Annotated in this window: 21 protein-coding genes; 10 read left to right on the top strand and 11 right to left on the bottom strand. The window is 70.5% G+C overall.

The window, feature by feature from the left end; all coding sequences use genetic code 11:
* Positions 1–7: 7 nt before the first annotated feature.
* The 3 genes from U1F38_RS00875 to U1F38_RS00865 all read right to left on the bottom strand — a co-directional run bounded on the left by U1F38_RS00875 (position 8) and on the right by U1F38_RS00865 (position 3,672).
* Positions 8–2,206 (bottom strand): IPTL-CTERM sorting domain-containing protein, encoded by a 2,199-nt coding sequence (locus tag U1F38_RS00875; RefSeq protein WP_409985166.1) that lies wholly within the window; start codon positions 2,204–2,206, stop codon positions 8–10.
* Between the two features lie 132 nt (positions 2,207–2,338).
* Positions 2,339–3,307, bottom strand: a complete 969-nt coding sequence (locus U1F38_RS00870) for a cupin domain-containing protein (protein ID WP_409985165.1) — start codon at positions 3,305–3,307, stop codon at positions 2,339–2,341.
* A gap of 14 nt (positions 3,308–3,321) precedes the next feature.
* Complete coding sequence (locus tag U1F38_RS00865) at positions 3,322–3,672, bottom strand: hypothetical protein (RefSeq protein WP_409985164.1); 351 nt, start codon at positions 3,670–3,672, stop codon at positions 3,322–3,324.
* Between the two features lie 267 nt (positions 3,673–3,939).
* Between U1F38_RS00865 and U1F38_RS00860 the strand changes: the two genes are divergently transcribed.
* Positions 3,940–5,124, top strand: a complete 1,185-nt coding sequence (locus U1F38_RS00860) for a helix-turn-helix transcriptional regulator (protein ID WP_409985163.1) — start codon at positions 3,940–3,942, stop codon at positions 5,122–5,124.
* A gap of 17 nt (positions 5,125–5,141) precedes the next feature.
* Here the strand turns inward: U1F38_RS00860 and U1F38_RS00855 are convergent, their stop codons facing one another.
* Complete coding sequence (locus U1F38_RS00855) at positions 5,142–6,236, bottom strand: hypothetical protein (protein WP_409985162.1); 1,095 nt, start codon at positions 6,234–6,236, stop codon at positions 5,142–5,144.
* A gap of 111 nt (positions 6,237–6,347) precedes the next feature.
* On the opposite strand from U1F38_RS00855, the gene U1F38_RS00850 reads away from it, so the two are divergent.
* Complete coding sequence (locus tag U1F38_RS00850; protein ID WP_409985161.1) at positions 6,348–6,839, top strand: hypothetical protein; 492 nt, start codon at positions 6,348–6,350, stop codon at positions 6,837–6,839.
* A complete protein-coding gene (locus tag U1F38_RS00845; RefSeq protein WP_409985160.1) occupies positions 6,836–8,176 on the top strand; it encodes a GAF domain-containing protein in 1,341 nt (446 codons plus the stop codon). Before U1F38_RS00850 ends, U1F38_RS00845 begins: the two co-directional genes overlap by 4 nt.
* A gap of 25 nt (positions 8,177–8,201) precedes the next feature.
* Here the strand turns inward: U1F38_RS00845 and U1F38_RS00840 are convergent, their stop codons facing one another.
* Entirely contained in the window at positions 8,202–8,939 is a 738-nt protein-coding gene (locus U1F38_RS00840; protein ID WP_409985159.1) for a hemerythrin domain-containing protein, read from the bottom strand.
* Positions 8,940–9,048: 109 nt separating this feature from the next.
* Positions 9,049–10,626 (bottom strand): GMC family oxidoreductase, encoded by a 1,578-nt coding sequence (locus U1F38_RS00835; RefSeq protein WP_409985158.1) that lies wholly within the window; start codon positions 10,624–10,626, stop codon positions 9,049–9,051.
* 97 nt (positions 10,627–10,723) lie between these two features.
* Here U1F38_RS00835 and U1F38_RS00830 point away from each other — a divergent pair, with 97 nt between their 5' ends.
* From U1F38_RS00830 to U1F38_RS00820, 3 genes are all read left to right on the top strand, one after another.
* On the top strand, positions 10,724–11,572 hold the full coding sequence (locus tag U1F38_RS00830) for a 3-hydroxybutyryl-CoA dehydrogenase (RefSeq protein ID WP_409985157.1): 849 nt from the start codon (positions 10,724–10,726) through the stop codon (positions 11,570–11,572).
* A gap of 112 nt (positions 11,573–11,684) precedes the next feature.
* The gene (locus U1F38_RS00825; protein WP_409985156.1) at positions 11,685–12,503 is read left to right on the top strand and encodes a crotonase/enoyl-CoA hydratase family protein; all 819 of its coding nucleotides are present in this window, start codon (positions 11,685–11,687) and stop codon (positions 12,501–12,503) included.
* A gap of 97 nt (positions 12,504–12,600) precedes the next feature.
* Positions 12,601–13,020, top strand: coding sequence for an organic hydroperoxide resistance protein (locus U1F38_RS00820; protein ID WP_409985155.1), 420 nt, complete (start codon positions 12,601–12,603; stop codon positions 13,018–13,020).
* 270 nt (positions 13,021–13,290) lie between these two features.
* Here the strand turns inward: U1F38_RS00820 and U1F38_RS00815 are convergent, their stop codons facing one another.
* Positions 13,291–15,507 (bottom strand): protein-disulfide reductase DsbD family protein, encoded by a 2,217-nt coding sequence (locus tag U1F38_RS00815; RefSeq protein WP_409985154.1) that lies wholly within the window; start codon positions 15,505–15,507, stop codon positions 13,291–13,293.
* A 208-nt stretch (positions 15,508–15,715) separates the two neighbouring features.
* On the opposite strand from U1F38_RS00815, the gene U1F38_RS00810 reads away from it, so the two are divergent.
* Positions 15,716–16,963, top strand: a complete 1,248-nt coding sequence (locus U1F38_RS00810; RefSeq protein WP_409985153.1) for a class I SAM-dependent methyltransferase — start codon at positions 15,716–15,718, stop codon at positions 16,961–16,963.
* A 14-nt stretch (positions 16,964–16,977) separates the two neighbouring features.
* Here U1F38_RS00810 and U1F38_RS00805 read toward each other — a convergent pair whose 3' ends face one another.
* Together U1F38_RS00805 and U1F38_RS00800 are read right to left on the bottom strand one after the other, a co-directional pair.
* The gene (locus U1F38_RS00805) at positions 16,978–17,463 is read right to left on the bottom strand and encodes a DUF411 domain-containing protein (protein ID WP_409985152.1); all 486 of its coding nucleotides are present in this window, start codon (positions 17,461–17,463) and stop codon (positions 16,978–16,980) included.
* 40 nt (positions 17,464–17,503) lie between these two features.
* Positions 17,504–18,313, bottom strand: coding sequence for an alanyl-tRNA editing protein (locus U1F38_RS00800; protein ID WP_409985151.1), 810 nt, complete (start codon positions 18,311–18,313; stop codon positions 17,504–17,506).
* A 48-nt stretch (positions 18,314–18,361) separates the two neighbouring features.
* Between U1F38_RS00800 and U1F38_RS00795 the strand changes: the two genes are divergently transcribed.
* On the top strand, positions 18,362–19,192 hold the full coding sequence (locus tag U1F38_RS00795) for a creatininase family protein (RefSeq protein WP_409985150.1): 831 nt from the start codon (positions 18,362–18,364) through the stop codon (positions 19,190–19,192).
* A 252-nt stretch (positions 19,193–19,444) separates the two neighbouring features.
* Positions 19,445–20,416 (top strand): Bug family tripartite tricarboxylate transporter substrate binding protein, encoded by a 972-nt coding sequence (locus U1F38_RS00790; RefSeq protein WP_409985149.1) that lies wholly within the window; start codon positions 19,445–19,447, stop codon positions 20,414–20,416.
* A gap of 66 nt (positions 20,417–20,482) precedes the next feature.
* On the opposite strand, the gene U1F38_RS00785 is transcribed toward U1F38_RS00790, so the two are convergent.
* Positions 20,483–21,163: a histidine phosphatase family protein gene (locus U1F38_RS00785; RefSeq protein ID WP_409985148.1), complete on the bottom strand. Its 681-nt coding sequence runs from the start codon at positions 21,161–21,163 to the stop codon at positions 20,483–20,485.
* 42 nt (positions 21,164–21,205) lie between these two features.
* Here U1F38_RS00785 and U1F38_RS00780 point away from each other — a divergent pair, with 42 nt between their 5' ends.
* The gene (locus tag U1F38_RS00780) at positions 21,206–23,107 is read left to right on the top strand and encodes an ATP-binding protein (RefSeq protein ID WP_409985147.1); all 1,902 of its coding nucleotides are present in this window, start codon (positions 21,206–21,208) and stop codon (positions 23,105–23,107) included.
* Here the strand turns inward: U1F38_RS00780 and U1F38_RS00775 are convergent.
* The gene (locus U1F38_RS00775) at positions 23,093–24,067 is read right to left on the bottom strand and encodes a threonine dehydratase (protein ID WP_409985146.1); all 975 of its coding nucleotides are present in this window, start codon (positions 24,065–24,067) and stop codon (positions 23,093–23,095) included. The genes U1F38_RS00780 and U1F38_RS00775 overlap by 15 nt on opposite strands.
* Positions 24,068–24,134 lie beyond the last annotated feature (67 nt).

Below are 24,134 nucleotides of genomic sequence, written 5' to 3'. Positions count from 1 at the left end.
CGGCACCCTAGCCTGCGCGGCGCGCGCGCAGGCCGACCATCAGCATCAGCGCGACCAACAGCGCCAGCGCCCATTCGCCCAGCGTGGGTACGGGCTGCACGTCGGCGGGCGAGCCAGTGACGCTCACGTCCCGGACGGCGCTCGATGGCTGCAAGCGCTGCGCCGGATCGCCCGGATAGGCAGCGGTCAGCTGATGCGTGCCCGCGCTGCCGAAGCGCAGGCTGCATTGGCCGGCGCCCGCGGCATCCAGCGTGGCGGTGCAGGAGGCGCCGCCGCCGCTGACCGTGACCGCGCCGCCGCTGACCGGCGTGTCGCCGGCCTCCACGGCCACGCGCACCGCCACGTCCTCGCCCACGCGCGGCGCGGCTGGGGCCACGCTGATGAATTGCGTGGTGGTGGCCTGCGCCAGCGCAAAGCTGAGCGTGACGGTGCAGTCGGCCGTGACCGGCGCGGTGGTGACGGCGTTGCCGGAGAAGCTGGCGCCGCAGCCGCTGGCGCCGATCAGCATGTAGCTGGGCTGCGGCGTGGCGGTGATGCCGGCACGCGCGCCCTGGGACACGTCCTGCGTGGCGGGCGCCGCGCTGCCGCCGCCGTTGCCGTCGACGACGGCCGTCACCACCCAGCTGGAGCCGGTTTTCTGCGCCGAGCACTGCGCCGTGGCGCCGCCGCCCGTGCCCGTGCAACTCCAGTTCCACGGCCCTGTGCCCGTTACGGCGCTGGCCGCACCCGCGGTGCACAGGTTCACGGGCGCGCTGGGCAGGCTTGTGCCGTGGTCGCTGCCGCACACGCCGTCGATGGCGCCGGGCACGTCGAGCACGAACGCGGCGTTGATGGAGCAGTTGGCCTGGATGTTCTGGACGGCATAGGTGTTGCCGCTGCGAACGCCGGGGCAGTTGGTGTCCAGCTGCGAAGGCAGGCGGTAGCCTGCCGCCGGGCTCAGGGTAAAGGTCGCGCCGCCGCCCTTGGGCAGGATTTGCACGCTGGCGGGCGAGATGGTGCCGGTGTGGCCGTCGATGATGATTTCGCCGCTGGCGGCATCGCGCACGACGGGGGTCACGTCCCAGCTGCCGGTGCAGTTGGTGGCCCAGGGCTGGCGGCCGTTGTTGGTGATCGGGTCCCAGGCGGCGTTGATGGCGGCGTCCGCGCTGTTGCGCAGCGGGTTGGGGCACATCGCCGCCCCCTCCAGGGCGCCGGGCGGCATGGGTGGCGCGCCGACCAGCCGGTTGTTCTGGACATGGAGGAAGCGCAGCTTGGGCAACGCGCTGAGCGAGGGTGGAAGGATGCCGCCGAGCTGGTTGTCTTGCAAGTGCAGGTACACCAGGCTCGACAGGCCAGTCAAATCCGGAATGGGGCCGCTGAGTTGGTTGTCGTTGACGTAGAAGCTGTACAGCTTGCCCAGGCCGGTGAGCGATGGAATGGGGCCGCTGAGCCGGTTGGCGTTGGCCTGGAAGGTGTAGAGGTTGGCCAGCCCGGCCAGCGCGGTGATCGACGTGAGCCGGTTGTTGGAGGCCGTGAAGTCCCGCAGGCTGGTGAGGCCGGTGAGGTCGGGGATGGCGCCGGTGAGCCGGTTGTTGTCGACCCGGAAGGTGTCCAGCGCCGTGGCGCCGGCCAGCGCGCCGATCTGCCCGTCGAGCTGGTTGCCATCGACCATGAAGAGCTTGAGCTTCTTGAGGCTGCCGAGCTCCGGCGTGGAGCCCGTCAGCTGGGCGCCGCGGATCTCGAAGGTCTCCAGCTGCGCCAGGCCGGCCAGCGGCGGGATCGGGCCGCTGAACTTGTTGCTGCCCAGGATCAGCGTCACCAGCCGGCTCCATTGGTCCAGCGGCGGCAGGGGGCCGCTCAGCTCGTTCTGGTACAGGTTGAGGGTGCTCAGCTCGGTCAGGTCGGTGATCGAGGCGGGCACGGTGCCCTTCAAGTTGTTGAAGTTGAGCTTGAGCCCGGTGACGTGCTCGTTGCCCGCGCTGCCGCTGCAGGTCACGCCATGCCAGCTGCACTCGGTGCCCACCGCGCCCGTCCACTTGCCGGTGCTGTTGCGCCAGTTGGGGCCGTCGGCGGCGTCGTACAGCGCCAGCAGCGCCTGTCGCTCGGTGGCGGGAATGGCGGCTTGCGCCGGTGCGCTGCCCAGCGCCGCGGCGAGCGCCAGCCCCAGCAGGCCGGCCGAGCGCAGCCCGATGCGCCGCATCCCTGCGCGTGGTTTGGAATAGCTCATTCAAAGACTCCTGATTGCTACTGATTTGATGGTTGATGGCGCTTCAATGACAAGCGCCAGCACCGCTTCGCGGCGTGCCGTCGGCTTGGAGCGGGAATTCTTGGGAAATCGGCACCTGCGGGCGACAGCCGGTCAGCTCGAATTCGCAGCCCGTTGTTCTGTCATGCCGTCCACCGAAGGCGCCACGCCGCGCTCGCGCTTGTAGGCCCGCGCGAGGATGGCGCCGGTGGAGTAACCCACCCGGTCGGCGGCCTGCTGCAGGGTCAGGCGCTGCTCCCTGAACAGGCGCTCGGCCAGGTGGATGCGCCAGCGCGCCAGATAACGCATCGGCGGCAGCTGCATCTGCGCCTGAAAGCGCTGGGCGAACGGCACGCGGCTCAGGTGACACAGCCGCGCCAGCTCGGTCGTCGTCCAGGGATGGGCGGGGCGGGTGTGGATGGCATGCAGGGCCGGCAGCAGGCGTGCGTCGCGTGGCGCGCGGCTGGCGCCCGCGGGCACGGGCGGCGCATCGCCGCGCAGCCAGTCCAGCACCAGGTGCTGCATCAGCGCGTTCATGGTCGAGCTCAGGCCCACGCCCCTGCCGCCAGCGTGGATGTCGGCCATCCAGCCCACCAATTGGCCCATGCTGGGCAGCCAGGCCGGCGCCTGCGCTTGGCGCAGCACCAGCACCGGCGGCAGGGCAGCCAACACCGGGTGCGCCGCCAGGTCGGCGCACCAGTAGAAGCTGCCGCTCCACAGCTGCGGCGGCGCCGTATCGGCGGGCGCCGCCACCGACAGACCAAAGGTGCGGCCTTGCCGCTGGGGGACGTGGGCCAGCAGGTCCTCGAAGCGCTGCAGGGGCGCCCGCTCGTCGCTGTACAGGCGATGGCGCCCGGCGCGCGGCAGAAAGGCCACGTCGCCAGCGTGCAGCGTCACGGGCGGCGCGTCCTCCCAGCGCAACCGGGCGCCGCCTTGTCCCACCACGTACAGCGGGGCGCGGCGGCGGCTGGCGATTTCCACGTGCAGCGGCGCGGCGCACTGAAGCTGAAAGTGCAGCATGGGCTCGAAGTTCAGTCCTTCGACGATGGCCTCGTGCGCGCGGGCAGTGGCGGTGGGGTGCATGGCGCGGACGCGGCTCAGAAGACCATCACGTGGTCGACCCGGTAGCGGCCGTTCTGCTGCACCAGCACCAGCTCGGCGACGAACTCGCCCGGCGCCACGGTGAAGGCCTGCCGCCACACCACGGCCACCGAATCGGGGCGGCGAAAGATCCCCACCAGCGTGCGGCCGGCAAAGCGGCCCTTGCCGGCCTGGTACTGCCGGCACACGGTCTCGAAGATGCTGGCCGGCAGCACGCTGCGGGCACGCTCGGTGAAGTCGCGCACGTGGCGCTCGTAGTCGATGGCCGTCGAGGCGTCCATCAGGTTGTCCATGATGGGTTCGACGACGGCCAGAATGGCGGCGTCGGGCTGCTGGGCGAGGTCCATGGGAATTCCGGTTGATCCACGCAAGGCGTGAAGGGCTGCAAAGGGAAGGTTGGGTGCGGTCGCGGCGTGCGCAGACCCGCCGTGACCCGGTGCGGCAACTGTAGGAAGCGCCGCGCCGCCTGCCTATCGGTCACCTGACCGACGATGTGCGCCTGCGGGCCGGCCGGGCGGTGGTATCCCGCGGGGGAATGGCGCGCGGCGAGGTGCCGCCCAACAATCGCACCTTTGCCGGGCCGCCGCGGGCACCCGGCCGGACGAAGGATTCGCATGCACCCCGCCTTGATCGATCTGCTGGGCGCCGTTGCCGACGAAGCGCGCTGGGATGCGTCGCTGCACGGCTACGCCGCCAGCTTGGGCGCCGACCAGGTGGGCTGGTTCGTGCTGGCCAGCGGGCCCGAGCAACTGGCGCAGCGCGGCGCCGACTTTGCCGCCCACCCCGACCCGCGCTACTGGCTGCAGTCGCCGTCGGCCGACGGCACGCCCGCGCTGGTCGGGCGCGGGGTGACGCCCGAGGCCACGCAGTGCTATGCCCAGCACTACCGCGAGTTGGACCCGCTGTGGGATGCTGCGATGCAAGGCTATGCGCAGGCCGGCCCCGGCGGCACCTGGGTCGTCACCGACCTGCCAGCGGGACGGCGCACCTGCCACGCCGGGTTCTACAACGACTTCCTGCGCCCGCACGGCATCGGCGCACGCATGTTCGGCGGCAGCCGAGGGGCGCGCCACCCGGTGGGCAATCTGTTCGCATCGGTGTACCGCCTGCGCGGCGACGAGGGGTTCACGCCCGAGCAGACGCACCGCTTTCAGGCCGAGTTCGGCGCCGTGCAGCAAGCGGCCTTCCTGCACCGCGAAATGCTGGCGCTGCGCGCGCGCACCCAAGGGCTGGAGACGCTGATGGAGCGGCTGCCGGTGGGCCTGCTGTTTCTGGACGCCGGCGGGCGGCTGCTGCACGCCAACCCGCGCGCGCGCGCCCTGGCCGCGCGCCGCGAACACGCCGCGCTGCGCCCGCTGCTGGCCGGCCGGGTGCAGGCTGATGCGACCACGCACGCCCTGTTCGCGCAGGCGCTGCGCGGCGACAGCGGCTGCGCCGAGCTGCCGGGCGGCCTGCTGCTGGTGACGCTGGCGCTGGGCGAACTGGGCGCGCTGGGCCTGCACCATGCGGCTGCCGGCGTGGCCTGCGTGCTGCTGGAGCGCGCGCACGACGGCGCCGCCGCCGCCGCGCTGGCGCGCCAGGCCTGGCGGCTGAGCCCTGCCGAAACCGCGTTGCTGCGCGCCCTGCTGCGCGGCCAGACGCCGCAGGACTTTGCCGACGCCCGCCGCGTGCGCATCCGCACCGTGCGCACGCAGCTCAGCGCGCTGCTGCTCAAGACCGGCGCCGCGCGCCAGCAGGACCTGGTGGCCCTGGTCGCCCGGCTGTTGCTGCTGGCCCCCGACAAACTACAAAATCAATAGCTGGTTGCGCTTGCTGGTCAAGCGTCATCGCCCGATTCATCTTGATTTTCTTGCAGCCGGCGCCGCAGTTCATCCCAGTCGCTGGCCTGGGTGGCGGCAAAGATGGCGCGCAGGTGCTTCTTCAAGGCCGCTTCGCCCACGCCGGCCAGGCGATGGCTGTCGGCGCGCGCATGGCCCAGGCCGGCCAGCAGGGCGATGTCGCGCTGCAGCGGCGACAGCGGCAGCGCCAGCACGCGCTGCACCACCGCCACGCTGCGCGGGTGCTGCCGCTGCAGCGTCACCAGGTGCTGCGCCGCGCCGCCAGCCAGCGGGTGCAGCGTGCGGCGCTGCGCCGCCAGCCAGCCCCCCGGCACGGCCAGGCGCGCGGTCAGCCCCGCCTGCGCCACGCCCAAGCGCCGGGGCAGGTCGCCCGGCAGCGCCGGCTGGGCAGCGGCGCGCAGGCCCAGCCCCGGCAGGTTGGCCTGGCGCAGCAACTGCACGGCCGCCTCGTCCGCGAACAGGGGGCGGCGGCCCTCGCCGTCCAGCACCACATGGCCGACCGGGCCGGCGCCGTGGGCGTCGCCGGACCAGGCGGCATGCGAGCGCTCGAAGGCGCGCGCCAGCCAGCCCGCGGCACGCTCCAGCGTGGCGGCGTCGCCGGCGGCAAAGGCCGTGCCCGGTGCGCGAAACAGCATGGCGATGGCGCGCGTGCGGCCCTGCACCTCCACCCGCAGGTCCAGCGTGTGCCGGTGGCCGCTGGCGCGCACCAGCAGGTTGAAGGAGTTGGAGCGGAAGTAGCGCGCCCCCGGCGCCAGCAGACGGCCGATGCGCGGACCATCGGCGCGCGCCAGGGTGTGGACGTTGATCTCGCTCGGGCCGGCAAACAGGCGCTCGAATTCGTTGAGAAACAGGTCCTGCGCCGCGGCCGGCGAGTCCTCGTGAAAAAAGCCCTCGGGCCGCCCTTCGGCATCCAGCCAGAACAGCGCCGCCGCATCCGCGCCCACCAGCGCACGCAGCACGGCGCACAGCTGGGGCGCGACCGGTGCCAGTCCCAGGCCCAGCCCGCACAGCATGCCCAGCGCATGCCACTGGCGCTGGCGCTCGGCGGCGGAAGAGAAAGTGGGCGTCGTCATGGGGCGGCGGGCACGGGGCCATGCATTATGAAAGCCGCCGGGCACGCCCGCCCCGCGCCGCGGATTTCGCGTGCCAACGCCGCCGCATCCCCATAGAATTCCGGCCAGACCATGACCGCCCATCTGAGCCCGGAGCACATCGCCCTGATCGACTCGGGTGTGTCCGTCATCGTCGCCTCGCGCGATGCGCAGCTGCGCCCCAGCCTCATGCGCGGCATGGGCTCGTGCATCAGCGCCGACGGCACGCGAATCACGGTCTACCTGCGACCCAGTCAGGCCCAGCCTCTGCTGGACGATCTGGCGGCCGGCGGCCCCATTGCCGTTGTGTTCAGCCACCCGCCGACCAACCGCACGGTGCAACTCAAGGCAAGCGGCGTGCGCATCCGCGCCGTCGAGCCGAGCGATCAGGCGGCACTGCGACGCTACCGGGTGGTCATGCAGAACAACCTGGGACAACTGGGTTTTGTGCCCGACTACGTCGCGGCCGCGTTCTCAGTGCTGCCCGGCGACCTGGTTGCGGTCGAATTCACCCCCGAGGCCGCGTTCGATCAAACGCCCGGTGCACGCGCCGGCACCCCCTTGCCCGCGCGAGGCGCGCCATGAACGACGGGCCCAGCCTGCGCTCCATCCGCGCCTGCCTCGAAGGCGTGCTCCCGGCCATTACGGCCACCTGCGCCGCCGACGGCACGCCCAACGTGGCCTATCTGTCGCAGGTGTTCTATGTGGACGAGCGCCACGTCGCCCTGTCCTTCCAGTTCTTCAACAAGACGCGCCAGAACATCCTGGCCAACCCCTGCGCCACGGTGCTCGTGATGGACCCGGTGACGGCGCGTTACTTTCGCCTGCATCTGCGCTACCTGCGCACCGAAACCACCGGTGCGCTGTTCGAGCGCATGAAGGCCCAGCTGGCAGGCATTGCCTCGCACGAAGGCATGGCCGAGGTATTCGCGCTCAAGGGCTCGGACGTCTACGCCGTCGAGCGCATCGAGCCCCTGCCCGGCGAAGGTCTGCCGCCCGCGCCGCCGCGTGCCGACCTCCTGGGCGCGCTGCGCCTGTGCAGTCAGCGCTTGGCGCGCTGTGCCACGCTCGACGAGCTGCTGCAGGCGCTGCTGGCCGGCCTGCGCGAGCACTTCACCATCCAGCACGCCATGGTGCTGATGCTGGACGCACCCGCCGGCCAGCTCTACACCGTGGCCAGCTGCGGCTACCCGTCGTCGGGCGTGGGCTCGGAGATCCGCCTGGGCCAGGGCGTGATCGGTGTGGCCGCGCGCGAGGCTACGCCAGTGCGCATTGGCCACGTGACGCACGCGGCGCTCTACAACCACACCCTGCGCAACAGCCTGGAAGCCGGTGACGCCCCACCCGGCCCCGAGATTCCCTACCCCGGCCTGGCCGAGCCGCACAGCCAGCTGGCGGTTCCGCTGATCAGTTGCGGGCGCACGCTGGGCGTGCTGTTTGTCGAAAGCCTGCTGGACCTGCAATTCCGCTACCCCGAGGAAGACGCGCTGATGGCACTGGCCGGCCAGTTGGCGGCCGCCATCGATCTGCTGCAAGGCCCCGACGACGCACCAGAGGCCGCACCCCCAGCCGCCTGGGCCGAGCCGCCCGAAGGTCGGCCCCTGCGCGTGCGCCACTTCGCCGCCAATGGCAGCGTGTTCGTCAACGACGCCTACCTGATCAAGGGTGTGGCCGGCGCCATCCTGTGCAAGCTGCTGCGCGAACACGCCGCAAGTGGCCGCACGGAGTTCAGCAACCGCGAGCTGCGCCTGGACCGCAGCCTGTGCCTGCCCGACGTGGCCGACAACCTGGAGGCGCGCCTGCTGCTGCTGCAACGGCGCCTGCAGGAAAGCCGCACTGGCATTCGCCTGGAAAAGGCCGGCCGCGGGCGCGTGCGCCTGTGTCTGGACGCGCCGGTGCAGCTGGAAGAAGGCCTGGCATAACCGCTGGCCCGTGACGACCGCTCGCTCAGGCGCTGGCCTGAGCGGTGTCGTCCAACGCCAGATCCCGCGCCAGCCGGCCCCACTGCAGCGCCGACAGCTGCGGGCGCACCAGCGCCAGCACTGCGTCGAACACCGGCGCCGGCGCTTGGGCACGCAGGTCGGTCAGCACCAGGGCACGCTCGGCGGGCGCCAGGTTGGGCAGCATCCAGCGCATGCACAGCATGGCTTCATCGGGTTCGAGGCTGGCATGGATTGCGCTCTCGATGGCAACAATCTCCTCGTCGCGGTAGTGTGCCCACAGCACAGCGTTGTGTGCGGTTTCCTCCTGATGCATGTGCTCGAAGTTGTGCGCCACAAACAGTGCCAACTGCTGGTAGAGCGCCCGTGCCATCCGCCCTCGCGCCGACGGCGGACAGCATGCCAGCGCCTGCACGACGGCGCCCAACGCGTCGATGGCGCGCTCGTGGTCCACGTGATCGGCGGCAATAGCCTGGCTGCTGCCGGCGGCGTGCCGCTCCATCGCCGGATGGATGAAATGGTTCTCGTGCATCAGGTGAGAGCGGCAGAACGCCAGCAGCTCGGTGACACGCTGGGTCGCCTGCACCAGCGCGGCCTCATCGTCGACGTCGAGCTGGCCCACGGCGAGCAGCGTGTCGACCATGTAGGCGCGCAACGCCTTGTGGATAAGAACGTAAATGTCGTAGCGCGGCGCGACCGCTTCGGCCTGGGCCAGCGCCGTGATTTCCTCTGGATTGACGTGCATGAATGCTTCCTTGGTGTTTGGGGACAACCCATTTGCCCCGCACCGTGACTGTAGAAACGACACGCCGTTCGCGCTGCTAAAAATCGCTTAGCGCAATCCTCAAAATATCTTAAGCGCGGCGGATCATGCTGGCGGCCTTCTCCGCCACCATGACGACCGGCGCATTGGTGTTGCCCCCCGGCACGCTGGGCATGACCGAGGCATCGACCACGCGCAGGCGTTCGATGCCGCGCACGCGCAGCCGGTCGTCCACCACGTCCATCGGCCCCTTGCCCATGCGGCAGGTGCCGACGGGGTGATAGATGGTGTCGGCGTGCTGGCGGATGAAGGCCTCGATCTCGGCGTCGCTGCGCACGGCCGCGGACTTTTCGCGCCCACCGTGGCGCGCCAGGGCCGGCTGGCTCAGGATCTCGCGCATCTGCCTGAAGCCCTTGACGAGCCGGCGCACATCGTCGCCTTCTTGCAAAAACGCCGGGTCGATCAGCGGCGCGGCCAGCGGGTCGCGGCTGGCCAGGCGCACGCTGCCGCGGCTCTTGGGCCGCAGCACGCACACGTGGCACGAAAATCCGTGGCCAAACACCGTGGCGCGCCCATGGTCCACCAGCTTGCCGACGACGAAATGCAGTTGCAAATCGGGCACGGCCTCGTCGGCGTCGCTCTTGATGAAGCCGCCCGCCTCGGCAAAGTTGGTGGTCAGCGGCCCGCGCCGCTCGCGCCGCCAGCGCTGCACGTCGCCCCAGGTGCGGCGCACGCCGGCCCATGACAGGCCGAACAGCTCGTGCGCACCGGGCACGTCCCACACCTGCACCACGTCGGGGTGGTCGTGCAGGTGCGCGCCCACGCCGGGCAGGTCCAGCGCCACGTCGATGCCGTGCTGGCGCAAATGATCGGCCGGACCGATGCCCGACAGCATCAGCAGCTGCGGCGACTGGAAGGCGCCGGCGCTCAGGATCACCTCGCGCTCGGCGCGCACGGTGTGCTCCTGCCCATCCTGCACATAGGCCACGCCCACGGCGCGCCCCTGCTCGATCAGCACGCGCGTGGCCTGCGCGCCGGTCAGCACATGCAGGTTGGGCCGCGCGCGGTTGGGCGTGAGATAGCCCTTGGCCACCGAGCAGCGCTCGCCCCCCTTGTGCGTGACCTGGTACAGGCCCACGCCCTCTTGCGTGCGACCGTTGAAGTCGGGGTTGTGCACCTGTCCCGCCTGCACGCCGGCCTCGACGAAGGCGCGGGCAAAGGGGTTGGGGTCGCACAGGTCCATCACGTTGAGCGGCCCGCCCGTGCCGTGCCAGGCATCCGCGCCGCGCTCGTTGTGCTCGGCGCGCTTGAACCACGGCAGCACCTCGTCCCAGCACCAGCCAATGTTGCCCTCGGCAGCCCAGCCGTCGTAGTCCTGCGGCACGCCGCGCATGTAAATCATGGCGTTGACCGAACTGGATCCGCCCAGCACCTTGCCGCGCGGCTGGTAGCCCCGCCGCCCGTTCAGCCCCGGCTGCGGCACGGTCTGAAAGGCCCAGTTGGCACGCCCCAGCTTGGCCAGCAGCGCCAGCCCGGCGGGGCAATGGATCAGCACGCTGGCGTCGGGCGGGCCCGCCTCCAGCAGCGTGACCTGCACATCCGGGTCTTCCGTCAGGCGCGCAGCCAGCACGCAGCCGGCCGAGCCGGCGCCGACGATCACGTAGTCCATGGGCTTGGGTCTCCCAACTTTGTCGTGGCCGGCATTTTGCCGGCGCGCGCCCGTTACCATTGATGGTTTTGTCAACAAGTCTCTACTGGAAAACCCTATGAACATCAGCACCGTCGGCGTCGTGGGCGCAGGCACCATGGGCAATGGCATCGCGCAGGCCTGCGCCGTCTCGGGCATCAACGTCGTCATGGTCGACATTGCCCAAGCGGCGGTGGACAAGGGCCTGGTCACCATCGGCAAGAGTCTGGATCGCCTGCTGCAAAAGGAAAAGATCACCGAGGCCGACAAAACCGCCGCGCTGGGCCGCATCCAGGGCAGCACGAACTACGACGACCTGAAGGGCGCGCAGTTGGTGATCGAGGCCACCACCGAGAACCACGAGCTCAAGAACAAGATTCTCAAACAGCTCGACACCCTGCTGGCGCCCGAGGTCATCGTCGCCAGCAACACCTCGTCGATCTCGATCACGCAACTGGCGGCCGCCACCCAGCGCCCCGACCGCTTTGTCGGCATGCACTTCTTCAACCCCGTGCCGATGATGGCGCTGGTGGAAGTCATCCGCGGCCTGCAAACGTCGGACGCCACGCACGACGCCGTCAAGGAGTTGGCGGTGCGCCTGGGCAAGTCGCCCATCACGGTCAAGAACGCGCCCGGCTTCGTCGTCAACCGCATCCTGGTGCCGATGATCAACGAGGCCTTCTTCGTGCTGGCCGAGGGCCTGGCCACGCCCGAGGACATCGACGCCGGCATGCGCCTGGGCTGCAACCACCCCATCGGCCCGCTGGCCCTGGCCGACATGATCGGCCTGGACGTATGCCTGGCCGTGATGGAGGTGTACCTGGAGCAGTTTGGCGACAGCAAGTACCGTCCCTGCCCGCTGCTGCGCGAATACGTGGCCGCCGGCCACCTGGGTCGCAAGACGGGGCGCGGCGTGTACCACTATTGAGCGCGCGTTGCGCCCCGCGCGAGGCAAGCAACAGCCGTCGTGGCGCCAAGGCGACGGCGCGTGAGCGCATGACTGGATAAGCTGGATGCCTTGATTCAACCGGACCCAGCCCATGACCCCCACCGCCACCACCCCGCCGCCCGAGGGCTGCATCGACACCCAGGTCGTCGACGGACACATCCTGCTGATCGGCATCAACCGCCCGGCCAAGCGCAACGGCTGGACGCCCGCCATGTTCCGCCAGCTGGCCGAGGCCTACACCCGCCTGGACGACGAGAGCGCGCTGCGGGTGGGCGTGCTGCACGCCTTTGGCGATCACTTCACCGCCGGGCTGGACTTGCCGGTGGTGGCCCAATACCTGCAAAGCGGCGAGCGTCTCACACCCGCCGGCCTGGTGGAGCCCTACGACTATGGCATGCCGGGCTACCGGCGCCGGCAAAAGCCCATGATCGCGGCGGTCAAGGGCATTTGCTACACCGTGGGCATCGAGCTGATGCTGGGCGCCGACATCGTGGTGGCGGCCGACGACTGCCGCTTCTCGCAGATGGAGGTGCAGCGCTGCATCATGGCCACCGGCGGCGCCACGCTGCGCATGCCCGAGCGCGCCGGTGTCGGCAACGCCTTGCTGCACCTGCTCACGGCCGACGTGTTCGACAGCGCCGAGGCGCTGCGCTGCAACTTCGTGCAGAAGGTGGTGCCCGCGGCCGAGCTGATGGGCACCGCTCTGGAACTGGCCCGGCGAATTGCCGCCCAAGCCCCGGCCGCCGTGGTGGCCACGCGCCTGAACGTGCTGAAAGCCATCGAGCTGGGCCAGGCCGCCGCCGTGGCCGACTTCATCCCGGTGCAAAAGGTGCTGGCGAGCAGCGAGGATGCCGCCGAAGGCGTGCGCGCCTTCATCGAAAAACGCCCGGCCCGGTTCAGCGGGCGCTGACACGTCCCGCCAAAACACTGCATCATGGAGCCGGCGCGACCTGCTCCTGTGAGCGGGCACGCAACGTCCATCATCCGTGGTCACAAAAGGAACATCCATGCCCACCCCGCTCGACAAAGTCCTGTACACCGCCCATGCCCACACCACCGGCGGGCGCGACGGCGCCTCGCGCACCGACGACGGCCGGCTGGACGTCAAGCTCAGCTCGCCCGGCACCAGCGGCACCGGCACCAATCCCGAGCAATTGTTTGCCGCCGGCTATTCGGCCTGCTTCATCGGTGCCATGAAGGCCGTCGCAGCCCGCACCAAGACCGCACTGCCGGCCGACCTGGCGATCGACGCCGAGGTGGACCTGGGGCCGATCCCCAACGCCTTCGGCATCGCGGTGCGCATGCGCATCAGCCTGCCGGGCATGGAGCGCGCCGCCGCCGAAAGCCTGGTGCAGGCGGCGCACCAGGTGTGCCCCTACTCCAACGCCACGCGCGGCAACATCGACGTCACGCTGACCGTGGTCTGAAACCAAACACCCCCAGCCTCCACTCGCTTCGCGATGTTGCGCCCTGGTGCTCGCCGCCAGAGGTGGCGGCCCTTCGGTCTGTCCAGACCTGCGCAGGCAGGTCTGGAGCCGCAGACCTCAGCCGCCTGGAAGGGGCATCGCCAGTGACCGGGGACACCCCGGCCATGGCGATCGCGGGCTTGGCCGGCTCCGCGGCCGTTCGGCTCTTTGGGGTTCATGGCCTGCGGTTGGCACCCCGCGTCACGGATGACCGGGATGCCGCAGCCGGCGCTACGACTTCAGCGCCGCCAGCGCGTCCTTGACATCGGCCGCGCTGAGCACCTCGCTGAACACCACCGGCGAGCGCCCCGGCGCCAGCAGCACATACACCGGCACGCCGCTGCGGCCCAGCTTCTGCAGCTCGGCGCTGATGGCGGCGTCGCGGCGCGTCCAGTCGGCGCGCAAGGTTTGCACGCGGGCGGCATCCATGGCCGCCAGCACCTCGGTGTTGGCCAAGGTCGTTTTCTTGTTGTACTGGCAGGTCACGCACCAGGCGGCGGTGTAGTCCACGAACACCGGCTTGCCCTCGGCCAGCAGGGTCTGCACGCGCGCGGCCGACCACGGCTGCCAGCGCCCGTCCGCCTGCGCCGTGCCCGCCGAGGCCGCCGGCGCGGGCGCCACGACGTGGGGCATCAGGCCGGGCAGCGCCAACACCGCCAGCAGTGCAGCCAGCGCCCCAACGGTCCAGCGCGCACGCCCGGCCAGGCCCAGCGCCCACAGCGCAAAGGCCAGCAGCACCAGCAGCGCCAGCAGCGCCGCGGCGCCGTCGATGCCGCTTTGCTGGCCCAGCACCCACAAAAGCCACACGGCAGTGCCGAACATGGGAAACGCCATGAACTTCTTGAACACGTCCATCCACGCGCCGGGCCGGGGCAGGATGCGCGCGACCGCCGGCCACCAACTGGCGGCCAGGTAGGGCAAGGCCATGCCGGCACCGATGGCGGCGAACACCGCCAGCGCCTGCGCCGGCGGCAAGCCCACGGCCAGGCCCAGCGAGGCGCCCATGAACGGCGCCGTGCAGGGCGAGGCCACGGCCACGGCCAGCACGCCGGACAGGCCGGCATTGAGCGCTGGATGGCTGAACTCCAGCGTGGCGACGCGGCTGGGCAGAAATTGCCCGAACTCGAACACCCCGGCCAGGTTCAGCCCGATGACGGTGAACAGCGCCGCGAGCAACGCCACCACCGCGGGCGACTGCAGCTGAAAGCCCCAGCCCAGTTGCTGGCCGGCCGCGCGCAGCGCCAGCATCAACGCCCCCAGCGCCAGAAAGGACAGCACCACCCCGGCGCTGTACGCCAGGCCGCCGACGCGATGCGCGCGCCGGTCGGCGCCGTGCCGTGCAAACCCCAGCACCTTGATGGCCAGGATGGGAAACACGCAGGGCATCAGGTTGAGCACCAGCCCACCCAGCAAAGCGCCCAGCAGCGCCCAGGCGAAGGTGCCGGGCGGCACGGCCTGCGGCGGCGGCGCGGCCCGGGCGGCGGCGTTGGCGGACAGCGCGGCCTCCAGCGCCGGGGACATGCCGGCCACCGGCGCCAGGGCGGGCCAGGTGCCGGTGACCGGCGCGTCCAGGCGCCAGCCCTGCTGACCGGCCGTCAGGACGAAGGCCATGTCCGCCGGGCTGTCGGCGCGCTCGGGCGACAGGGGCACATCGGCCGTCCAGACCGCACCGTCCCAGCGCTGCACCCAGGTGCGCGGGCCGGGCGTGTCGCCCGCGGTGGCGGCGGTCAGCACGACATTGGGCGTTTCGGGAAAGAGCTCCAGCGACTGGCCGCGCACCGATTCGGGCAGGCCAGACACGCGCAGGTGCAGCCGCTCGCCCTCGACTTGCGCGGCCTGCGCGCCGCTCAAATCGGCGGGCTGGGCCCTCAGCGCTGCCTCGAAGGCCGGACCGTCCAGCGCAGTGGAGCTGCGCAGCGGCAGGCGCAGCGCCATCTCGCCTTCCTGCGGGATGCACTCCTGGCGGCACACCAGCCAGCTGGCCTTCAGGCCGATGTCCATGGCGTCGACCAGCGGGCCAGGCTTGTATTCGGGCGTGATGATGAGCGGCACGGGCAGCAGCACCGTGCCTTCGTAGCCGTAGTTGGCCAGGCTGCCGATGGGGATTTTCTTGGGGATCGGCCAGGCGATGTCGCCGGCCAGCACGCCGGGGGGCAGCGTCCACTGCAAATCGGTCGGCAGGCCCGAGTCGCCCGAGTTCTTCCAGTAGGTGTGCCAGTGCGGCTGATGCGTGAGCTGCAGGCCCACCCACACGGTGCCCGGCTGGCCGGTCGCCTGCGCGCCGGCGGGCACCCCCTGCGGCGCCCAGGCCAGCAGGCGGGCCTGCACCTGCTCGGTGTGCATCTCGGATTTTTGGCCGATCTGGGCTGCTGCGCCCATGGGTAAAGCGCCGGCAGCTACAAGGATTGCAGCAAACCAAACCCGGAGAATCGATCGCAAAACGGACATGGGCAAGTCAAGGGCAATGGGGTCAGAGCGCGCGCGTGCGCCAAGGTTCCACACGCGGGGGCGCCCGCGCACACCGCGTGCCGCCATTGTCGGTGACGTCCGACTGCAAATGTCGCGCAAGCATGGTAATTTTGGACCCGTCTGAAACCCGCGGCCAGGCACCTCCAACAAACCGCTTGCGCCGCCCCCGTGAAGGAGTCCACGCACGATGAACTGGTCACCCTCTTCCGCCATCGACGCATCCCTCAAGCACTGGGCCGACCGCCTGCGCACGCACCTGGATGTGCCCGTGCTGGTGCGCTGGAAGGGGGGAACGGGTTTGAAACTGGGGCAGTTCGATCAGCCGCGCGTGACGCTGGACGTGCAGGATGCCAAGGGCGCCAGCGCGCTGCTCACGCCCTCGCTGGACAGCCTGGGCGAGGCCTACGTCGAAGGCCACCTGGACGTGACGGGCTCGGTGCAGGACATCATCGACATCGCCCACCAGCTGGCCGCCTCGGGCGCCAGCAGCAGCACGCCGGGCTGGGCCGGGCGCATCGTGCGCCGGGTGGTGCAAACCCAGCACCACAGCAAGACCGAGGACCGCGGCGCGATCCACTACCACTACGACGTGTCCAACGCCTTCTACGCCCAGTGGCTGGACCCGGCCATGCTGTATTCGTGCGCGTACTTCGAAAACGGCGACGAAACGCTGGCCGTGGCGCAAGAAAAGAAGATCGACCACATCCTGACCAAGCTGCGCATCGAGCCCGGCCAACGCCTGCTGGACATCGGCTGCGGCTGGGGCGGCCTGGTGCTGCGTGCGGCGCAAAAATGGGGCGCGCAGTGCGTGGGCATCACGCTGTCGCAAAACCAGTTCGACCTGGCCACCGAGCGCGTCAAGGCCGCCGGCCTGCAAGACCGCATTGAAATCCGCCTGCAGGACTATCGCGAGGTGAAGGACAGCTTCGACCGCATCAGCAGCGTGGGCATGTGCGAGCACGTGGGGCTGAAGAACCTGGAGTCCTACTTTCGCATCATCCACGACCGCCTGGCGCCCGGCGGCTGGGCGCTGAACCACGGCATCACCTCCACCGACGCCGACAATGGCGAGACCAGCCACGGCGGGGGCACGTTCATCGAGCGCTACGTGTTTCCGCACGGCGAGCTGCCGCACATCAGCACCATCATGTCCACCCTGCAGCGCGGCGGCCTGGAGCCGGTGGACGCCGAGAGCCTGCGCCGCCACTACGCGCGCACCCTGCAATGCTGGAGCGAGACCTTCGAGGCCAAGGGCGAGCACCTGAAAACGCTGGTGGACGACAAGAAATGGCGCATCTGGCGCATGTACCTGGTCGGCTGCCAGTGGGCCTTCGAGCACGACGAGATTTCGCTGTTTCAGGTGCTGTGCCGACGCGCCGGGCAAAGCGCCGCCAGCCTGCCCTGGTCACGGCGCTTCATGTATCCGGTTTCCTAACGGCCTGCGGGGTTTCAGCCGTGACGCTGAAACACCTGGCTGGATCCGTCGCGCAGCACCAGCAAGGTGTCGTATTTGTCGCGCCGTCCCTTGTATTCGGGCCCGTCCATGCCGGGCGATCCCACCGGCATGCCGGGCACGGCCAAGCCCAGAGCCTGCGGTTTTTCGCGCAGCAGGCGTCGTACTTCGGCGGCCGCCACATGACCCTCGACCACGTAGCCGCCCACCAGCGCGGTGTGGCACGAGCCGTACTTGGCCGCCAGCCCCAGACGCGCGCGAACGGCATTGTTGCCGGTGTCGTGCGCCGTCACGGCAAAGCCGTTTTGCTGCATGTGCGCGATCCAGTCGTGGCAGCAGCCGCAACTGGCGTCCTTCCAGACTTCAAGCGCCGTGGGGCGCTGCGCCCACAGCGGGCCGCTGGCCGCGGCGGCCAGGCCGGCGGCAGCCCATTGCAGTGCGCGGCGGCGCGCGGGGACGGGTGCGGGAACGAAGGTGGACATGGGTTTCATGGCATGGTTCGAGTCGTATCCCGCCCAAAGTTCAATCGACCAATCCCAGCACCACGCGGCGCGTCATGGCGCTCTTTTTTTCGATCCTGGTCACCACCACCGCGCCGATCTCGGCCGTGTTGGCCACGTGGGTGCCACCGCAGGGCTGCAAATCGATCAGCTCGCTACCCGGCGCGCCGATGCGCTCGGCGTCCGCGGGCGCGGCGCCGATCCGCTCGGCGTCCGCGGGCGCGGCGCCGATCCGTATCGTGCGCACCGTGCCGCTGCCGCGCGGCGGCTGCACGCTCATGCTCTTGACCAGCTCGGGGTGCGCGTCCAGCTCGGCGTCCGTCACCGAGCCCACCACCACCGGCCAGCCGGCAGCCACCAGGCGCGCCAGGCCGGCCGTGAGCTGCTCCTTGTCCAGCGGCTCGCTCATGTGAAAGTCGATGCGCGCATGCTCGGGCGTGATGGAGCAGCCATTGACCGGCACCGGCACCAGGTGGCACAGCAGGTGCGAGGCGGTATGAAAACGCATCAGGCGCCGGCGCCGCGGCATGTCGATGCAGGCCAGCACCGTCTCGCCGATCACCAATTTTGATAGCGCCTCGCGCTGATCGGGTGCTGGCAAATGGACGATTCGGCCTGTTGCCGCACCATCGGTATCCTTCTCCTTGCGCGTGTCGGCAATGGCGATGCGCGAGCCGCCCGCCGTCTCCATCCAGCCCGCATCGCCCGCCTGTCCGCCGCCCAGCGGGTAGAACACGGTGCGGTCGAGCACGACGCCGGCCTCGGTCACGGCCAGCACGGTGGCGCGGCACTGCGCGAGTGTTGCGTCCTGACGAAAAAGTTCTTCTGTCATCCGGACTATGGTAGCGATCCGTAAGCAATGTTGCGTAAGATGCGCGACATGCCCGCACAGCCCCCCCGCACGCGCCAATGGTCGGACCTGGCGACCACCGACTTCGCCACGCTGGACTTGCAGCGCGCCATTGCCGTGCTGCCGCTGGGCGCCACCGAGCAGCACGGCCCGCACCTGCCGCTGTCGGTGGACGCCAACCTGGCCCACAGCATGGTGCAGGCGGCGACGGCGCATTTGCCGGCCGACCTGCCGGCGCTGTTCTTGCCGGTGCAGCGCATTGGCTACAGCCCCGAGCACGCGGCCTTTGCCGGCACGCTGAGCCTGAAGGCCGACACCGTGATGCGGCTGTGGACCGACATTGCCGAGAGCGTGCTGGCCAGCGGCGTGCGCAAGCTGGTGCTGTTCAACACCCACGGCGGCAATGTGGGCCTGATGGACGTGGTGGCCCGCGACTGGCGCGCGCGGCTGGGCATGCTGGTGTACAGCGCCAGCTGGTTCAACCTGCCACTGCTCGAGCCCGACGGCAAGGACGCGATGGAGCGTTTTCCGGCCGAGGAACAGCGCTTCGGCGTGCACGGCGGCCAGATCGAGACGGCCATGATGCTGGCGCTCAAGCCGCGCCTGGTGCGCCAGTCGCGCTTCAAGTTCTTCGACTCCACGTCCCAATTGCGCGCGCGCGACTACCCCACCCTGGGCAACGGCCGCAGCGCCAAACTGGCCTGGGCCGCGCAAGACCTGAACCCCGAGGGCGCCGCCGGCAATGCCGCCGCGGCCGACCTGGAAGACGGCCTGGCCCTGATCGACGCCGCCGGCCGCGCGCTGGCCACCCTGCTCAAGGAAGTCGACCGCCTGCCGGCCGACACCCTGCGCCCGATCTAGCCCCTCCCAGCGTCGCCTTCCCCCCAGGGGGACAACGCCCGAGGGCAAGCCCGACCACGGGCGATGTCTCCTGGAGGGGGCTGAGGTCTGCGGCTCCAGACCTGCCTGCGCAGGTCTGGACAGACCGAAGGGCCGCCGCCTCTGGCGGCGAGCACCGGGCGCAACATCGCGCAGCGAGTGGAGACTGGGGGTGTTTCATTTCAGGACACTAGAATCGCCGTCTTTCGTCCGCTTGCCTTGAGGAACCTCGCCATGCTGGGCCGCCGCCGCTTCTGCTCCACCCTGCTGTCCGCCGCCGCGCTGGGCGCTGCGGCGCCGCTGTGGGCGCAGTCGGATGCGCCGATCCACCTGCTGGTGGGCTTTCCGCCGGGGGGCGGCTCGGACGCCATCGCCCGCCTGCTGGCCGAGAAGTTGCAGGCCGAGCTGGGCCGCCCGGTGCTGGTCGACAACCGCCCCGGCGCCGGCGGTCAGATCGCGGGGCAGCAACTGAAGGCGGCGCGCGCAGACGGCACCACGCTGTTCCTGTCGCACGACCACACCATCTCGATCCTGCCGCAGGTGGTCAAGAAGCCCGGCTTCGACCCGCAGGCGGACTTCGAGCCGGTGGGCGGCATCGCCACCTTCGTCAACGGCCTGGCGGTGTCGGGCGGCACGCCGGCGCGCAGCCTGGGCGAGTTCGTCGCCTGGGTGCGCAAGCAGGGCGGGCAGGCGGGCATCGGCATTCCGGCGCCGGCCTCCACGCCCGAATTCCTGGTGCAGCTGCTGGGCAAGAAGTACGACCTGAAGCTGACGCCCGTGCCCTACAAGGGCAGCGCGCCCATGATGGCCGACATGCTGGGCAACCAGATCCCGGCCGGCGTGGGCTCGGTGCCCGACTTCATCGAGTACCAGCGCGCCGGCAAGCTGCACATGATCGCCGTGCTGGGCGGCCAGCGCCAGGCCGCGCTGCCGGGCGTGCCCACCTTTGCCGAGCTGGGCGTCAAAGGACTGGAAGACACGCCCTACTACGGCATCTGGGCGCCCAAGGGCACGCCGGCCGACTTCGTCAACCGCTTCACGCGCGCGCTCGAAAAGGCCCTGGCCGTCCCCGAGGTGCACCGACAGCTGACCGACATGGGCCTGACCGTGGGCTACATGACGCCGCGCCAGCTGGAGACGCGCGAGCGTGCCTACACCCAGGTGTGGTCGCGCATCATCAAGGACAGCGGCTTTCAGCCGCAGTAGAGTGCGCGCCCCAGCCGCCCGCGGCGCGGGTTGCGGGCGCACACGCACCTCAAAAAAGCCCGGCGCTCAGGCGTAGCTGACCCAGTCACGCCAGGCCGGCCCGACCAGGTGCGGCAGCGTGTTGTAGGTCACCAGCATCGGGCCGCGCCGGCCCAGGTTCAGCTCGCTGACCGCCGTGTTGCGGTAGTGCAGGTTCAGCTCGATGCTGACCTCGGGCGGCGCCTGCAGCACGCGCGACACCGCCGTCGCGATGGGCCCGCCGCTGGACACCAGCAGCACCCGTTCGGCGCCCGACGTGCGCGCCTGCGCCAGCGCGTCGTCCACGCCCTGCACGAAGTCCGCGTAGCTGGGCATGCCGGTCGGCGCCGTCTCGCCGCGTATCCAGGCCGCCAGGCCCTGGCGCAGCAGGCGAAAGTGCGCGCGGTAGCGCTCGGGCGTGTCGGGCCTGGGCAGCGGCTCGGGGTGAATGGCGGCGATGACGGCGTGGCTGTCGTACTCGTTGAGGCCGGCCAGGCGCGTGTGCGGCGTGTCGGCCAGCGCCGCGCCCTCGGCGATGCCCTGCCAGGTCTGCACCTGGCGGCGCAGCGTGCCGGTCAGCACGGCGTCGAAGCGCAGTTCGGGCTCCTGCGACTCGCGCCAGTACTCACCCAGCCGGCGCGCCTGCGCCTGGCCGAGCGCGCTCAGCTGGTCATAGTCGTCGGCGCCGAAGCTCGCCTGCCCGTGGCGCACAAGGTACAGTGTTCCCATGCCGGAATTCTGCCTGCCTCTCGCCACGGCAACGTCCTTTCCGTGACAGCCTCCGCCACGCCCCCGCTCGCCGACGCCGCCGAGCGCGAGCGGGCGCAGGAGCGCCAGCGCCGCATCGGCGAGCGGCTCAACTATCAGCTGTTCGCGCTCGAGCGCGCCGCGCGCGTGGGGGCATTTCTGGCGGCGCTGCTGCTGTGGAGCCTGTTCTACGCGCTGAGAGGCCGGCCGCAGGTGTTCATCTGGGCGGCGCTGATGCACGGCGTGCAGGCGGTGCGCTACTACCTGCTGTGGCGCACCGAGCGCGACCATCCACCGGCGCGCTACCCCGACCACTTGCCGCCGCGTGCCGTGAGCCACGTGGTGCCGCTGCTGGTGGCCGCCTCCATCGCCTGGGGCTTCGCGCCCTGGATCCTGCTGCCGCCCGACGAGCCGCAAACCCTGGCGCCGGTGATGATCGTGATCCTGTTCGGCATGATCGGCGCCTCCATCGCGCCCATCATGCCGCGGCGCAGCGCGGTGCTGGGGTGGCTGGCGCCCATCACGCTGATGCTGGCGCTGCGCTTTGCCTGGGAGGGCGGCACCCTGGGCTGGATCATGTGCGCCTGCACGCTGCTGTTCGGCGCCACCATCGGCCGCTTCGCGCTAATCGAGCACCGCATGCACGTGGCCATGATCGGCGCGCAGTTGGACAACGAGACGCTGACCGCGCAGGTGCTGGCGCACGCACGCGAGCTGCAACGCCTGAACCAGGAGCGCAGCCGCTTCTTCGCCTCGGCCAGCCACGACCTGCGCCAGCCGGTGCACGCGCTGGCGCTGTTCTCGCGCGCGCTGCAGCGCGATTTGGCCGGCCACGCGCTGCAGCCGGTGGCCGACCGCGTGGTGCAGGCCACCGACTCGGTGAGCGGTTTGCTCAACGGCATGCTGGACATCTCGCGCATCGACGCCGGCGCCGTGCATCCCAATTGGGCGCTGGTGGCGGTGGACCAGATCTTCTTGGCGTTGGCCCAGCAGTTCGAGCCGCCGGCGCAGGAGGCCGGCATCGAGCTGCGCTTTCACACCGGGCCGCAGGTGCTGGTGACCGACCCCGACCTGGTGCTGCGCGTGCTGTCCAACTTCATCGACAACGCCATCAAGTACGCCAGCCATGGGCGCGGGCGTATGCTGATCAGCGCCCGAGTACGGCGCCAGCGCCTGCGCCTGGCGGTGTGGGACACCGGCGCCGGCATCGCACCCGAGCACCTGCCGCACCTGTTCGACGAGTTCTACCAAGTGGGTAACCCGCAACGCAACGTGACGCACGGCCTGGGCATCGGCCTGGCCATCGTGCGGCGCCTGGCCCAGTTGCTGGACGGCGCGGTCGGCGTGCATTCGCGCGTCGGCCGCGGCAGCGTGTTCTGGCTGGAGCTGCCGCGCGACAAGCCCCTGCCGCTGCGGCCCGCCACACCGACGTCCGCGGCCGTCGTCGAGCCCCACCCCACCCTCGAGCGGCCGCTGCGCGTGCTGCTGCTGGACGACGAAGCCGCCGTGGGCGAGGCCATTCGCCTGTGGCTGGCGCCGCACTGCGCGCGCATCGAGATCACGCAGACACTGGCCGCCGCCAACGCCCTGGTGCAAGCCGAGCCGGCGGGCTTTGACGCCTTCATCGTCGACTTTCGACTGGCCGGCGCCGAAGACGGCATCGCCGCCACCGCCGCGCTGCGCGCGTGCGCCGGCCGCGCCGTGCCCACCGTGCTGGTTACCGGCGACACCGACCCCGCTCGCGTGCGCGCCGCCTACGCCAGCGGGCTGGCGGTGATGTTCAAGCCGGTGCAACCCGACGCGCTGCTGCATCTGCTGCGTCGGCTGGCCGACCCTGCGGCGCCGGCCTCGGCGGCACCCGAATTCAATAGTCAAATTCAGCTGAAACCCGCGTCCAACCAGCGCAAAAAGCTATTTTTTCGATAGCGTTTCGGCAAACGCGTCGGCATCCACATTGGCACCCGTCAGCGCCACGCCGACGCACCGGCCGCGCAGCGTGGGGCGCTCCTGCAGGGCTGCGGCCAAGGCCGCCGCGCCAGCGCCTTCGGCCACGTTGTGGGTGTCGGTGTAGATGGCCCGCATGGCGGCCGCGACTTCGTCGTCGCTCACCTGCACCATATGGTCCAGCCCCTGGGCCAGCACCGCCAGCGCCTGCGCGTCGGCGCGGCGCACAGCCATGCCGTCGGCCAACCGGGTGGTGACGGGCGCCTCGACCACGCGGCCTGCGGCCAATGACAGGGCATAGGTCGGCGCGTGCCGACTGACCACGCCGACCAGGCGCACCGCGTGGCCCAGCGCGCGCTTGGCCGCGACGGCCGCGCAGGCGCCCGAGCCCAGGCCGATCGGCACATAGGCCACGTCGAGCTGGGGCAGGGCGCGCAAGAACTCCAGCCAGTACGTCGCCACGCCCAGCACCAGGTCGCGGTCGAAGCTGGGCACCCTGAGCGCTCCGCGCTCGGCGGCCAACTGGCGCGCATGGTCGGCCGCTGCGGTGAAGTCGTCGCCGTGCTCGATCAGCGCCACGCCCAGTGCGCGCATGGCGGCGTTTTTCTCCGGCGAATTGCCGCGCGGCACGACGATGGTGCAGCGTACACCGTGGGCACGCGCGGCCCAGCCGATGCTCTGGCCGTGGTTGCCGCGCGTGGCGCTGATGACCTCGCGCGGCAAGGCGCCGCGCCTTGCCAGCGCGTCGAAGAAGGTCAGGCCACCGCGAATCTTGAAGGCGCCCACGGGCGTGTGGTTCTCGTGCTTGACCCAGCAGTCGGCACCCAGGCGCTCGGACAGCAGCGCCCAGCGGTATTGCGGCGTGGGCGCAAAGGCGCGGTACACCACGGTGGCAGCCGCTTCGATCTCGGAAAGCGTGGGCAGAACGAATTCGGAAGACATCGATTACTCTCAATTTAATAGCTGCTTGCGCCCGACTGTCATGCGCAAAATGCCGATTTGACGCGGA

This window comes from Ottowia sp., from assembly GCF_046348305.1.
In the GTDB taxonomy this organism is placed as follows: domain Bacteria; phylum Pseudomonadota; class Gammaproteobacteria; order Burkholderiales; family Burkholderiaceae_C; genus Ottowia.
This window is presented reverse-complemented; position numbering and strand designations above follow the sequence as displayed.

Bases quoted from the DNA above. Each gene is read 5' to 3' on its own strand.
- U1F38_RS00875 (WP_409985166.1), bottom strand. From the start codon at position 2,206: ATGAGCTATTCCAAACCACGCGCAGGGATGCGGCGCATCGGGCTGCGC.
- U1F38_RS00870 (WP_409985165.1), bottom strand. From the start codon at position 3,307: ATGCACCCCACCGCCACTGCCCGCGCGCACGAGGCCATCGTCGAAGGA.
- U1F38_RS00865 (WP_409985164.1), bottom strand. From the start codon at position 3,672: ATGGACCTCGCCCAGCAGCCCGACGCCGCCATTCTGGCCGTCGTCGAA.
- U1F38_RS00860 (WP_409985163.1), top strand. From the start codon at position 3,940: ATGCACCCCGCCTTGATCGATCTGCTGGGCGCCGTTGCCGACGAAGCG.
- U1F38_RS00855 (WP_409985162.1), bottom strand. From the start codon at position 6,236: ATGACGACGCCCACTTTCTCTTCCGCCGCCGAGCGCCAGCGCCAGTGG.
- U1F38_RS00850 (WP_409985161.1), top strand. From the start codon at position 6,348: ATGACCGCCCATCTGAGCCCGGAGCACATCGCCCTGATCGACTCGGGT.
- U1F38_RS00845 (WP_409985160.1), top strand. From the start codon at position 6,836: ATGAACGACGGGCCCAGCCTGCGCTCCATCCGCGCCTGCCTCGAAGGC.
- U1F38_RS00840 (WP_409985159.1), bottom strand. From the start codon at position 8,939: ATGCACGTCAATCCAGAGGAAATCACGGCGCTGGCCCAGGCCGAAGCG.
- U1F38_RS00835 (WP_409985158.1), bottom strand. From the start codon at position 10,626: ATGGACTACGTGATCGTCGGCGCCGGCTCGGCCGGCTGCGTGCTGGCT.
- U1F38_RS00830 (WP_409985157.1), top strand. From the start codon at position 10,724: ATGAACATCAGCACCGTCGGCGTCGTGGGCGCAGGCACCATGGGCAAT.
- U1F38_RS00825 (WP_409985156.1), top strand. From the start codon at position 11,685: ATGACCCCCACCGCCACCACCCCGCCGCCCGAGGGCTGCATCGACACC.
- U1F38_RS00820 (WP_409985155.1), top strand. From the start codon at position 12,601: ATGCCCACCCCGCTCGACAAAGTCCTGTACACCGCCCATGCCCACACC.
- U1F38_RS00815 (WP_409985154.1), bottom strand. From the start codon at position 15,507: ATGTCCGTTTTGCGATCGATTCTCCGGGTTTGGTTTGCTGCAATCCTT.
- U1F38_RS00810 (WP_409985153.1), top strand. From the start codon at position 15,716: ATGAACTGGTCACCCTCTTCCGCCATCGACGCATCCCTCAAGCACTGG.
- U1F38_RS00805 (WP_409985152.1), bottom strand. From the start codon at position 17,463: ATGTCCACCTTCGTTCCCGCACCCGTCCCCGCGCGCCGCCGCGCACTG.
- U1F38_RS00800 (WP_409985151.1), bottom strand. From the start codon at position 18,313: ATGACAGAAGAACTTTTTCGTCAGGACGCAACACTCGCGCAGTGCCGC.
- U1F38_RS00795 (WP_409985150.1), top strand. From the start codon at position 18,362: ATGCCCGCACAGCCCCCCCGCACGCGCCAATGGTCGGACCTGGCGACC.
- U1F38_RS00790 (WP_409985149.1), top strand. From the start codon at position 19,445: ATGCTGGGCCGCCGCCGCTTCTGCTCCACCCTGCTGTCCGCCGCCGCG.
- U1F38_RS00785 (WP_409985148.1), bottom strand. From the start codon at position 21,163: ATGGGAACACTGTACCTTGTGCGCCACGGGCAGGCGAGCTTCGGCGCC.
- U1F38_RS00775 (WP_409985146.1), bottom strand. From the start codon at position 24,067: ATGTCTTCCGAATTCGTTCTGCCCACGCTTTCCGAGATCGAAGCGGCT.